The organism is Acinetobacter faecalis, assembly GCF_034187745.1.
Classification (GTDB): Bacteria; Pseudomonadota; Gammaproteobacteria; order Pseudomonadales; family Moraxellaceae; genus Acinetobacter; species Acinetobacter faecalis.
The window spans coordinates 16,823-29,768 of sequence record NZ_JAXHPF010000004.1 but is presented as its reverse complement, the minus strand read 5'-3'; the positions used below and the strand labels follow the sequence as shown (position 1 = coordinate 29,768).

Below are 12,946 nucleotides of genomic sequence, written 5' to 3'. Positions count from 1 at the left end.
TTTAGTCATCTAAATCGTCATCGTCGTCGAAGTCGTAATCAAAATCTTTTAATTCGCGCTCTAAGCGGCGTTGTGCAAGTAGTTCATCAATCAAACGACGTTTTTCTAATGACTCTTTTGCACTAATTTTACTTGATGATTCATCGAAATTAACATCGTCATCATTACTGAAGCTATCGTCTAGTTCAAAATCTGTAGAAGACACTTAAACTACCTCTGAATGAAAAAAGTGAATGGGTCTAGGCGCTATTTATCGTTCTTTACAAAACTTGTCAAGAAATATTTAATTTATCTTCTTTTTTTCACGATTTTACACTTGAAAATATTCTTAGATATCGTGTATTTATTCATTACGAAATTTGCTATTATTGTTATGGTAAAATTACAAAAATATTTTAGCTTAAACAGGAAGCAAGACTTGAAAAAACGAAGTCTGGCCCCATATTTATATACAATTGTTAATTCAGACATTTTAATAAAATTTGGTTTGACCGATCAATTCAAAAGCTATTTGAAGCAAATTGTGCTATCATGCACGGTTTTTCCACGCCACAGATTCAACAAAGAGTAAGCAAAGATGAGCGATATGAATTCCCCTACTTCGCAAGTAGCGGCTCTGATTAGCCGAGGCAAAGAGCAAGGTTACTTAACTTATGCCGAGGTTAACGATCATCTACCCGACTCTATTACAGAGAGCGAACAGATTGAAGACATTATTCAAATGCTTCAAGACGTTGGTATTCCTGTACATGAGCGTGCGCCTGAATCTGATGATACGATGTTTGAAGGCAACAGCGAAGCTGCCGATGAAGTAGCTGAAGAAGAAGCTGCCGCAGTACTTGCCTCTGTAGAAAATGAGCCAGGTCGTACAACTGACCCTGTTCGTATGTATATGCGTGAAATGGGTACAGTTGAACTTTTAACACGTGAAGGCGAAATCAGTATTGCTAAACGTATTGAAGAAGGTATTCGAGATGTCCTTCATTCAATCGCTTACTGGCCAAATGCTGTTGAAGTCGTACTTCAAGAATACAAAGATTATGAAACAGGTGAACGTCGTCTTGCTGACATTCTTTCTGGTTATTTAGACCCTGAAAGTGATGAAGAAATTCCTGAAGTTTTAGAAGAAGAAGCTGAACTCGAAACAGAAGAAGCAACAACTAAAACGACAAAAGACGTTAAACTTGACGATGATGAAGATGAAGAATCTGAAAGTGATGATGATTCTGAAGGTGAGTCTGGTCCAGATCCTGAAATTGCAAAAGCGCGTTTCACTGAACTTGAAAAAGTTTGGCAAAATGCTAGTACTATTTTCGAAAAACATGGTCGTAACAGCAAAGAAGGTGCAGCAGCACTAGAAGCACTTGCTGACGTATTCATGATGTTCAAATTCACACCTCGCTTATTTGACATCATTTCTGAAATGATTCGTGGCACACATGAGAACATTCGTACTTCAGAACGTGAAACTATGCGTTATGCAGTTCGTCGTGGTCGTATGGATCGTAATCAATTCCGTACATCATTCCCAGGTCAAGAATCTAACTTTGCATGGTTAGATGAGCAAATTGCAAAAACACCTGCTGAATTGCGCCCTTATTTAGAAAAAGTTCGTCCTGATGTTTTAGCTTTCCAACAAAAGATTGCTGACATCGAGAAAGACCTAGGTTTAAGCGTTAAAGAAATTAAAGAAATTTCTAAGCGTATGGCAGTTGGTGAAGCGAAAGCTCGTCGTGCTAAGAAAGAAATGGTTGAAGCAAACTTACGTTTGGTAATTTCGATTGCGAAAAAATATACCAACCGTGGTCTACAATTCCTCGACTTGATTCAAGAAGGTAACATCGGCTTGATGAAAGCGGTAGACAAGTTTGAATACCGTCGTGGTTATAAGTTCTCAACTTATGCAACATGGTGGATTCGCCAAGCAATTACACGTTCTATTGCCGATCAAGCGCGTACGATTCGTATTCCAGTACACATGATCGAAACAATCAACAAGATCAACCGTGTATCTCGTCAATTACTTCAAGAAATGGGTCGTGAGCCTACTCCTGAAGAACTAGGCGAACGTTTAGAAATGGACGAAGTTAAAGTTCGTAAAGTTCTAAAAATTGCGAAAGAACCTATTTCAATGGAAACACCAATTGGTGATGATGAAGATTCGCATCTTGGTGACTTCATTGAAGATGGCAACATCACATCTCCAATTGATGCTGCAACTTCTGAAGGACTTAAAGAAGCAACACGTGAAGTTTTAGAAAACTTAACTGAACGTGAAGCAAAAGTCTTAAAAATGCGTTTCGGTATCGATATGCCAACTGACCATACTTTAGAAGAAGTAGGTAAACAGTTTGATGTAACACGTGAACGTATTCGTCAGATTGAAGCAAAAGCTTTACGTAAATTACGTCACCCTTCTCGTTCTGAACACCTTCGTTCATTCCTAGAAAATGACTAATTTTTGATTACAGAATGGAGACTTGAAAATTAAACTTTCATCTCCATTTAGTAATGAAGAGAAACATAACGCCTGCACTCTTGCAGGCGTTTGATATAAAGGGGGACTACAATGTTAGACCGTACACCATCTCGCGAATTACAAGAACATCTTTGGGTCTTCCCAATGGATTATCCTATCAAACTCATTGGTTTGGCAGGCGATGACTTACGTGTTGCTGTTCTCGAAATTTTGGTTAAACACTTCCCTGATTTCGATGCTGACACTCTTAACACTCAGCCATCACGCACAGGTAAGTATCACTCTCTTACAGCTCAATTGCGTTTTGAAGCATTAGAGCAAGTGCATCAGCTTTATGCCGACTTAGCAGCTTGTCCTTTAATTAAGACAGCGCTTTAATTTTAAAACACGCTTTCGAGCGTGTTTTTTTATATCAATTTGATATGCAACATTTCCCCTCTTTGTCTCATCAATTTACTATAATAAAACTGTATTTATGTATTTTAAGGATGCATCAACATTGAATGCTGTTTCAAAGCCAAATCTTGTCATTCGCCAATATAACGACTTAACAGATTACGAAGCGCGCTTTCATGAAATGAAAAGCTTGACTGAAAATCGTGATGAATCTACGCCAGATGAATTATGGATTTTACAACATCATGATGTACTCACTCAGGGTCAAGCAGGCAAACCTGAACACATATTAATTCCTTCAAATATTCCAGTTGTACAAACAGATCGTGGCGGACAAGTTACTTGGCATGGCCCTGGTCAAATGGTCATTTATTTTATGTTCGACTTAAACCGTTTAGGTTGGAATGTAAGAACATTAGTGACTTATGCTGAAAATCTGATGATAGATCTCGCTAAAAAATACAATATAACAGCATACGCAAAACCAGATGCACCCGGCGTATATGTCGATGAACGCAAAATTGGCTCTTTGGGCTTTAAAATTCGGAAAGGTCGTAGCTACCACGGTTTAGCATTAAATATTGATTGTGAATTGATGGGCTTCCACACGATTAATCCATGTGGTTATGCAGGGCTTGAAATGGTTCGCATGATGGATTTAATGCAAGATTATCCAAAATTTACAAAGCTAAGTGCTGATGTAATTGAAAATTTTCAAAACAGTGGTTACTTTAATGACGTACAGGTCATTCAATATTAATTGAATAACTTTGCATTTCTACCTAAAATATTTTAGAGTAAATACTCTAAATAAATAATTATTGTTAAATGGGATGCAATTGTGATTTCTAATAAATCCGTAAAGCCCGCTTTTCAACAAGCCTACGTTAAACTCATGATGGATGTGATTGGACGTGGTTTAGTTATGGCTAGTCAAGTCGATCAAGAAATTCAACAGGAAGTTGCAAAATTTCCAACGAACTTTGTGCTCTCAATGAACGTATTCCCCAGTGGCCCTGCTTTTATCGCCAAAGTCACTGAAGATCATCAACTTGTTTTACTTTCATCAAGTGAAACCAAGCCAGACTTAACAATCACATTTAAACATTTAAGCCATGCCTATCTTGTATTTTCATTTCAAGAAAGTACAGCGCAAGCTTTTGCCAACGACCGAATGATTGCAGATGGTGATTTATCTTACGCCATTCGTTTAGTTCGTTGTTTAAATAAAATGGAATCTCTCATTTTACCAAAAATTCTTGCAGAGCTTGCAGTAAAAGAATATCCAGCAAATTTAAGCTTAAAAGATAAATTAACAGGCGCTGCCAATATTTACTTAAAAGTTGCACAATCATATTTTAAACGGAGTGCTTAATCATGACCAAATCGTATTATGAATTTTTCTGCCCTGTAAAAGTCATTGCTGGTCATGCGGCACTCGAGCACATTCCTTTTGAGCTTTCAACATTAGGCGCAAAACGCCCAATGATTATTACAGACAAAGGCGTGCGTAGTAATAATTTACTTGCTCCAATTGAAACCGCGTTTGAGTCTACCGATACCAATATTGGTTATATTTTTGATGATGTACCACCAGATTCAAGCCTAGAAACAGTGCAAAAGGCTGCACAGTTTTATCGCGAAAATAATTGTGATGCCATTATTGCTGTTGGTGGCGGTTCTGTAATTGATACATCTAAGGCCACCAATATTTTAGTATCCGAAGGTGGAAATGATTTACTAAAATACTCGGGCGCGCACAATTTACCAAAACCACTAAAACCATTTTTCGTTATTCCAACAACTTCTGGCACTGGTTCTGAAGTAACTATGGTTGCTGTTGTTTCCGACCCTGTGAAAAATGTAAAACTTGCATTTGCTTCATATTATTTAATGCCTCATGCTGCCATTTTAGACCCACGCATGACGCAAACACTGCCACCGCATTTAACCGCTATGACTGCAATGGATGCATTAACACATGCTATTGAAGCTTATTCATGCATGGCAGCCAATCCAATTTCAGATGCATATGCAACTGCTGCAATTCAAAAAATCAGTAAAAATCTTTTTAATGTTTTAGATAATCCATCAGATGCAGAAGGTCGTCTTGAACTTGCACAAGCTTCAACAATGGCGGGAATTGCTTTCTCTAACTCAATGGTTGGACTTGTACATTCACTAGGACATGCTTTAGGTGCAGTTGCACACTTGCCACATGGTTTATGCATGAATTTATTCTTGCCTTATGTGCTGGAATACAACAAAGATGTAAACGGCGATAAAATTGCCGAACTTTTACTGCACCTTTCTGGTGCAGATGTTTATGCGCAAACCCCTGCCCATTTACGTGCAGAAAAAACAATTTCAGGTATTTTAGCAATGCGTGATCGTTTATATGCATTAACTAAATTGCCACGTAATTTACGTGAAACTGCTAAAGTTTCTGAAGCACAATTAGATGAAGTTGCTGAAAAGGCACTCAATGATGGTTCTATTATTTACAATCCTAAAGAAGCAAATTTAGAAGAGCTAAAAACTATTCTAAAAAAGGCTTGGTAAATTAAAAAAAATAGGACAATATAGCAAAAATAGGCCTGATGATTTTTTAAACATCAGGCTTTTCATTATGTTATCAAATAATTAATTTTTTGAAAAAAACTTGGCAGAAAGTTTGCTAAAAAAATTCAGAAAGTTACTAGCAAACTGCTTCAATTTAGAGTAGATTGGCGCACTTTGTTTCAAATGTAGGGGGGATCGTTCGTCTCAAACGATCCTTATAACATGACTGATCCTTGATCAACGATTAAGAGGATAACGCCGTTGACAAATATCTCTGGGACTCAATCGACAGCTAAACTGCAAAAGACATTAGGTCTTTGGCACATCATTATCATTGGTTTGGCATACATCCAACCAATGACATTGTTTGATACGTTTGGCTTAGTATCTGAAGAAAGTCACTTCCATGTGCCAACTTCATACATTGTTGCTCTTATTGCAATTTTATTTACCTCGATTAGTTACGGTCATATGATTCGCCGTTACCCATCGTCAGGTTCAGCATATACCTATGCACAAAAATCAATTCACCCGAACGTTGGTTTCATGGTGGGTTGGTCTTCTTGGTTAGATTATCTACTTTCTCCAATGGTAAATATTATCCTTGCGGTAATTTACCTTGAAGCATTATTCCCAGATGTTAACCACTGGGTATGGGTAATTGTACTTACAGCATTTATGACAGGTGTTAACCTTCGCGGTGCTAAATTTGTTGCAAACTTTAACAGCTTAATTGTATTAATTCAGCTAATTGTAATTGCTGCATTTACTTACCTCATTTTTACTAAATTACAAGCTGGCTTCAACGCTGATGGCCCTATTACATCAGAAACACGTTATCAGCTATGGAGTTTAGATCCTTTCTGGAATGAGCTTACTGCTGTCGCTCCATTAATTACTGGTGCAACTTTACTGTGTTTCTCATTCACAGGTTTTGACTCGTTAAGTTCTCTAGCTGAAGAAACAAAAGATACAGAAAAGACTTTACCAAAAGCTATTTTCTTAACTGCATTAATTGCAGGTATCATTTTCATTGTTAGCACATACTTCATGCAGTTGTATTTCCCGAATGCGCCAGGTTCATACTTTAAGAATATTGCTGAAACTCAACCAGAAATTTTATTACTGGTAGGTGGATCACTTTTCCAAGCTTATGTTCTTGCATTCGCAATTGTGACTGTAATGGCTTCAGGTATTTCTGCACACGCAGGTGTATCTCGCTTAATGTATGTAATGGGTCGTGATGGCGTAATTAACAAGAAGATTTTTGGTCACATTAGTCCGAAAAATTTCACACCATCATATAACATTATGATTGTTGGTGCGGTTGCATTAACAGCTGGCTTCATGGACTTAGACATTGTTATTTCTATGATTAGCTTTGGTGCCTTAACTGCATTTACATTCGTGAACTTATCTGTAATTTCACGTTACGCATTACGTGATGGTCGCACTAAAACAACCAAAGACATTATTAGCTTTGTAGTGATTCCGCTTCTAGGCTTCATCAGTATTTTTGCGATGTGGCTAGAAATTGAAGAAACAGCATTGAAATACGGTTTATGGTGGGCAATGTTCGGTATTTTATACCTTGGCTATAAAACTAAAGGTTTCAAACACCCTGCTCCACAACATAACGAATTTGATTAATCTACATCAGATTAATTCAAAAATAAAAAAGGCGCTTCATGCGCCTTTTTTATTTCCATAATATAAAGATAATTTCTACGTTTTAACGTAAACGACAATTAAAACCCATTTGGGTATCTACAATATTATTTTTATATCCAAAACTTTGAATAAATAAATTTCTATCTTCAATAATTTTATGATCACTTTCAGATAAACGAGCTTTATTTTCTACAGCAAGCTTATAACTACGATCAATCACGCCTTGAAAAATCCCACAAACTTCTTGGCGCTTTTGCTTATTTAATTGACGACCAGAAAATACACCTCTTTCAAAATCTTCAGCCTTTAAGTTTGCACCCCACGCATCTATGCGGTCATGTAAATCTTGCTTCATCACAAGTATGCCTTGTTGTATTTCTGCTTTAGTTAATGGCTGATTATTCACAACAGGCTCATCTGCATGAACAACAACATTAAACATAAGTGTTAAGCAAAATATAGAAATATTTATTTTTTTAATTTTTTTTAACAACGTCAATCACCCTCAAATATTAGCTATATCGCTCTTATACACACTATTTTATTATTCACAAAGCCATGTTAAAAAAGCTTTACATAATTATTAATTCATCAGATAAAAAAAAGCCACCTTTCGGTGACTTTAAATATGTAAACAAAATTATATAAGTGCTTTAAAATCTTGCTGACGCCAAGCTTCATACAAAATAACAGCAGTTGCATTCGACAAGTTTAAACTACGTGAGTTCGCTGCCATTGGTAAACAGATCCAATGATTTTGAGGAAACATCATACGAATATTTTCAGGTAAACCACGTGTTTCAGGCCCCATCAATAAAGCAACAGGACGGTTTAAATTTGATGTATGAGGTGTTTCAGAACCCTTTGTCGTTAAAGGATAAATTGCATCTAGCTCAATTCCTTGCGATTTTAAGTTCGCAAGACATTCATCAAAGTTTTCCCAAATTTGCATACGCGCATATTCGTGATAATCCAAACCTGCACGTTTCAATTTTTTATCATCTAGCTCAAAACCCAAAGGTTTAACCAAATGCAGTTGTGCGCCTGTATTCGCACATAAACGAATGATATTCCCTGTATTACTTGGAATTTCAGGCTCATATAAAACTACATGAATCACAGGCTTTCTCTTCTCTTTTCAATGTAACAAGGCGATTAGCCTTGCCACTGTAATTGTTCACGCAAGCTTACCACCTCACCAATAATGGTTAAAGTTGGTGCTTGAATTTGATGTTCTGCAACTTTAGATGCAATATCTCCCAAAGTTCCCACCACTACTTTTTGCTGTGGTGTTGTTCCCTTCGAAATTAATGCAACAGGCATATTTGATCGTTGACCATACTCTATCAACTTAGCGCAGATTTTTTCCAATCCAACCAATCCCATATAAAGCACAAGCGTTTGGTTTTCATAAACAAGCTCATTCCAAGGAAGTTCTGGTGAACCTTCTTTTAAGTGTCCTGTCAAGAAGCGCACGCTTTGCGCATAATCGCGGTGCGTTAGAGGAATACCTGCATAGGCAGAACAGCCTGATGCAGCAGTGATCCCCGGAACGACTTGGAATGCAATACCCGCATCAAATAGTTCTTGAATTTCTTCACCACCACGACCAAAAATAAATGGATCACCACCTTTTAAGCGACAAACTCGTTTACCTTCGCTCGCATATTTCACAAGTAAAGCATTAATACCTCCTTGTGGAACAGCATGGTTTGATCGTGCTTTACCGACATAAATTTTTTCAGCATCACGGCGGCATAAATCCATAATAGGCTGTGAAACCAAACGATCGTAAATCACAACATCTGCTTGTTGCATTAAACGCAAAGCTTTCAGTGTTAATAGTTCAGGATCACCCGGCCCTGCACCCACCAAATAAACTTCACCTTTGGGTTTTTTCCATTCAATTAACGCTTGTTCAATTAAACAATCTGCTTCTGCAATGTTGTCATTAAATACCTGTTCTTTGAGTGGACTTGCGTACAAATCTTCCCAGAAAATACGACGCTCATCAGGATTTAGAATTTTCGCTTTTACCGCACTGCGCCATTTTCCTGAAAACTCAGCAAGTTTGCCTATTCCATGTGGAATTGTACTTTCTAATTGAGTTCGAATTTGACGAGATAAAACAGGCGATGTTCCATTACTTGCAATTGAAATCACTAAAGGTGAACGGTCTACAATTGCAGGAACCATAAAGCGACAATGCGGAGGATCATCCACACTATTTACTAGAATTTTTTCAGCTTCACAAACTTCAAACACAGTCGCATTAACAACTTTGTCGTTTGTTGCCGCAATCACAAGTCTATATTGACGTAATGGAATATCTAAAGAAAATGGTGCTTGAACATATTGCCCTTGGCTTTTATGAACCAAATCTAACAAGCTTTCTTCAATTTCAGGTGCAACCACATGAATTTTCGCACCCGCTTTCGCAAGTAAAACTGCTTTTCGGTAAGCGATTCGTCCACCACCGACAATCAGACAAGGTTGCTGTTGCAACTTTAAAGAGATTGGAAAAATATCCACGAAATACCTCAAAACTTTATCTGACTGTTTAAAACAAAAGTGCACAAAATTTTGTGCACTTTATCGAACTTACAAAGACCTATTAGTCGATGTATGTAGCACCGCCCATGTATGGACGTAATGCTTCAGGAATTTCAATTGAACCATCTGCACGTTGGTAGTTTTCCATTACTGCAAGTAATGTACGACCAACAGCCAAACCAGAACCATTTAATGTATGAATAAATTCAGTTTTCTTTTGGTCTACACGGTAACGTGCTTTCATACGACGTGCTTGGAAATCACCCATACATGAGCAAGATGAAATTTCACGGTATGTATTTTGACTTGGTACCCAAACTTCTAAATCGTAAGTTTTAATTGCACCAAAGCCCATATCACCACCACAAAGTACAACTTTACGGTAAGGTAAACCTAAAGCTTGCAAAATACCTTCAGCATGACCTGTTAACTCTTCTAAAGCATCTAAAGATGTTTCAGGTTTAACAATTTGAACCATTTCAACTTTATCGAATTGGTGCTGACGAATTAAACCACGAGTATCGCGACCATAAGAACCCGCTTCACTACGGAAACAAGGTGTATGCGCTGCATATTTAAGTGGTAAACGATCTGCATCGATAATTTCATCACGCACAAAGTTCGTTACAGGTACTTCAGCAGTTGGAATTAAATAGAATTCTTTTTCGCCTTGAAGTTTAAACAAATCTTCTTCAAATTTAGGAAGTTGACCTGTACCACGTAAAGAGTCTGCATTCACTAAATATGGAACATACGCTTCTGTATAACCATTTTTAAGTGTATGCGTATCTAACATAAATTGTGTTAAAGCACGTTGTAAACGCGCTAAAGGACCTTTTAGAACACTGAAACGAGAACCTGTAAGCTTCGTTGCTGTTTCAAATTCCAAACCACCCATCATTTCACCAAGGTCAGTATGATCTTTCACTTCAAAATCAAATTGACGAGGCGTGCCCCATTTCAAGACTTCAACGTTATCGTTTTCATCTTTACCTTCAGGAACAGATTCATGTGGCAAGTTAGGAATAGATAAAGACTTTGCTTCAATTTCTGCAAGTAATTCTGCAAGAGCAACTTCAGCAGCCTTAATTTCATCACCAATCGCAGACATGCGCGCCATGATTTCAGATGCATCACCACCGGATTTTTTAATTTGACCGACTTGTTTTGCGCCCGCATTACGTTCTGCTTGTAATGACTCTGTCTTCGATTGAATTTCTTTACGACGAGCTTCTAAAGATGCCCACTCTTCAACATTCAGTTGGACACCACGTTTAGCTAAAGCTAAATTTACAGCTTCAATATTATTTCTGAGTAATTTTGGGTCGATCATAGCCAATCTTTTGGAAAGAAAAAAACTGGCTATAGTGTAAGCTCTTCATAGCAAAAAATATAGTGAAACAGCTTACACATGCACCTTATTAGAACAATAAAATACAGATCTCATTGAAATATTACAGATTTACATACTTTGGCAAACTAGGCATAAATTCTGGCTTAAATAATGCTTTTGCAGATCTATAAGGCAATGTTAACTCACTCATACCTTCAGCATAACTTGCAAGCTCATACAGCGGATAAACAAAGACAATACCATTTACGCCATAATAAAAATTATCGCTTAATTGAAGTTTTGCACGCTCAATCACATGATTTTCCAACCAAATTGAATTTGAATCATATAATGCGTTTAAAATTTTAGGCTGAGCATCTTTCATCACAATATCTTCAAGTGATAAACGCTTTTTATTTTTTAAATCAAAATTTACATATTCGGTATGATACATACCATGTGCAGCACCTGCATTGTAGATATAACTATCAATAGTGAAAGTTGCGATATTACCAAATTGACTAATAAAACGAACCGTTGTTGTACTTTGGCTTAAACCCACATTTTCAGGCTCACTAAAAACAACTTTTTCCGCAGATTTTGGTTCAAATGCTATTGGATCTGCTTTGTGAATACGATCTGAAAAATAGTCATTAATCCAATCAATATTCGTTTCAACATTTTGAATACTATATTGTGTACATCCCTCAGGTAAACATACTTCAGCACTTGGTAGCTCCATTGGTACCACTTTTGAAATAATGACTGGAGTTGCGCTGTCAGTAACTTCTGCCTTTTTTGATGAGCCATCATTTACAGGCTCATTCACAGGTTTACACCCTAAAATACCACCCACAAGTATCATCGCAGTGACAAGCCCTAACACTTTATATTGTGAACCTAGCATTTCATCCCCCAAAATATTATTTTCTTACAACTATAATCACACTATACAAACTAGTAGCGCCACATGGAACAACGAAATAGTATTGTTTGTATTAACAAGCAACGCTTTATCAATTTACATAAAAAAAGCAACGTTTCCGCTGCTTTTTAAAGTCATAAATACTTATTGATCAATAATATCGGTGCCTTTTGGCGGTGTGAAATTAAAGATTGAAGATGGCACACCCGCATTCACTTTAACATTACTAAAGCGCACATAAGTTGTTTGCCCCAATGAATCTTGCAAAATCATGAGCGTAGGCGCACTTTTTGCTCCAAAGCTAATTGTTAAACTTTGAAATGCACCATCTTTTTGTTTCGGATACAGCGTGTAATAAGTTTTTGATTTATTCGGCTGAGTAATACGATAGGTCTTCATAATTTGACTTGTATTACCAGATAACAATAACGCAGGCGTATTTGAAACTTGCTCATCTAAACTTTGACGAACAGCTTGTTGTAAATCTGGATCATAAATCCAAATTGTTTTTCCCGATGTCACAATCGTTTGTTTTACAGGAGATGTAATTTCCCAATAAAACTTACCAGGTGACGCAACTTTCATCACACCTTTAAAAGTTTGATTCATGTGCTGAGATGACAGCCCTTTATTTTTTACTGGTTTAGCATTTTCAACTGTAGTCTTTTGCTCAAAATTAGCAGAAATATTTTGTAAACTTTCTAATTGTTTCACCAAGCTAGCTGCTGCTTGTTGCTCCGATGCTGCTACAGGCGTTGCAGCAAAAACAGACGTACTCATAACGGGTGCCAAAGTTACAGCTCCAATAGCTACAGCACAGATTGTTTTACGAAGCATATTCATACATTCACCTTTTATATTTGCACAACGCAATTCGTTTTATGACTTTTATCTTAAACTAAAATATATCGCTAAATTTAGAGATAATAAGAAGTTTTGTATTGTTATTAGTATTAAAAGTCGTATTTCATCCATCATGATGAAGATAACTAACTAATTTTTACATTTGCAAGGCATAAAAAAACCC

General features: G+C 37.0%; 13 protein-coding genes. 6 read left to right on the top strand and 7 right to left on the bottom strand.

From position 1 onward, the window contains the following. Position 1: 1 nt before the first annotated feature. The gene (locus SKM54_RS05255) at positions 2-205 is read right to left on the bottom strand and encodes a PA3496 family putative envelope integrity protein (protein WP_171501229.1); all 204 of its coding nucleotides are present in this window, start codon (positions 203-205) and stop codon (positions 2-4) included. Between the two features lie 372 nt (positions 206-577). Here SKM54_RS05255 and rpoD point away from each other — a divergent pair, with 372 nt between their 5' ends. From rpoD to SKM54_RS05225, 6 genes are all read left to right on the top strand, one after another. Next, the gene (gene rpoD, locus SKM54_RS05250) at positions 578-2,458 is read left to right on the top strand and encodes an RNA polymerase sigma factor RpoD (RefSeq protein WP_321091024.1); all 1,881 of its coding nucleotides are present in this window, start codon (positions 578-580) and stop codon (positions 2,456-2,458) included. A gap of 111 nt (positions 2,459-2,569) precedes the next feature. After that, entirely contained in the window at positions 2,570-2,857 is a 288-nt protein-coding gene (locus tag SKM54_RS05245) for a YbeD family protein (RefSeq protein ID WP_321088179.1), read from the top strand. A gap of 97 nt (positions 2,858-2,954) precedes the next feature. Further along, a complete protein-coding gene (gene lipB / locus SKM54_RS05240; RefSeq protein WP_407061296.1) occupies positions 2,955-3,635 on the top strand; it encodes a lipoyl(octanoyl) transferase LipB in 681 nt (226 codons plus the stop codon). Positions 3,636-3,716: 81 nt separating this feature from the next. Beyond that, the gene (locus SKM54_RS05235) at positions 3,717-4,250 is read left to right on the top strand and encodes a hypothetical protein (protein WP_321094576.1); all 534 of its coding nucleotides are present in this window, start codon (positions 3,717-3,719) and stop codon (positions 4,248-4,250) included. A 2-nt stretch (positions 4,251-4,252) separates the two neighbouring features. After that, entirely contained in the window at positions 4,253-5,437 is a 1,185-nt protein-coding gene (locus SKM54_RS05230; protein WP_248102244.1) for an iron-containing alcohol dehydrogenase, read from the top strand. Positions 5,438-5,698: 261 nt separating this feature from the next. Continuing rightward, positions 5,699-7,087 carry an APC family permease gene (locus SKM54_RS05225; protein ID WP_154772291.1) on the top strand — a complete coding sequence of 463 codons (1,389 nt, stop codon included), beginning with the start codon at positions 5,699-5,701 and terminating at the stop codon, positions 7,085-7,087. 82 nt (positions 7,088-7,169) lie between these two features. On the opposite strand, the gene SKM54_RS05220 is transcribed toward SKM54_RS05225, so the two are convergent. From SKM54_RS05220 to lolA, 6 genes are all read right to left on the bottom strand, one after another. Then, complete coding sequence (locus SKM54_RS05220; RefSeq protein WP_321094574.1) at positions 7,170-7,550, bottom strand: hypothetical protein; 381 nt, start codon at positions 7,548-7,550, stop codon at positions 7,170-7,172. A 198-nt stretch (positions 7,551-7,748) separates the two neighbouring features. Continuing rightward, complete coding sequence (locus SKM54_RS05215) at positions 7,749-8,228, bottom strand: tRNA (cytidine(34)-2'-O)-methyltransferase (RefSeq protein WP_171501227.1); 480 nt, start codon at positions 8,226-8,228, stop codon at positions 7,749-7,751. A 35-nt stretch (positions 8,229-8,263) separates the two neighbouring features. Then, positions 8,264-9,640, bottom strand: a complete 1,377-nt coding sequence (cysG, locus tag SKM54_RS05210) for a siroheme synthase CysG (RefSeq protein WP_321094572.1) — start codon at positions 9,638-9,640, stop codon at positions 8,264-8,266. Positions 9,641-9,722: 82 nt separating this feature from the next. Beyond that, positions 9,723-10,994, bottom strand: coding sequence for a serine--tRNA ligase (gene serS / locus SKM54_RS05205; protein WP_321088174.1), 1,272 nt, complete (start codon positions 10,992-10,994; stop codon positions 9,723-9,725). 121 nt (positions 10,995-11,115) lie between these two features. Continuing rightward, positions 11,116-11,901, bottom strand: coding sequence for an RsiV family protein (locus SKM54_RS05200; protein ID WP_321094570.1), 786 nt, complete (start codon positions 11,899-11,901; stop codon positions 11,116-11,118). Positions 11,902-12,063: 162 nt separating this feature from the next. Continuing rightward, positions 12,064-12,762, bottom strand: a complete 699-nt coding sequence (gene lolA, locus SKM54_RS05195; protein ID WP_321094568.1) for an outer membrane lipoprotein chaperone LolA — start codon at positions 12,760-12,762, stop codon at positions 12,064-12,066. Between the last annotated feature and the right edge of the window lie 184 nt (positions 12,763-12,946).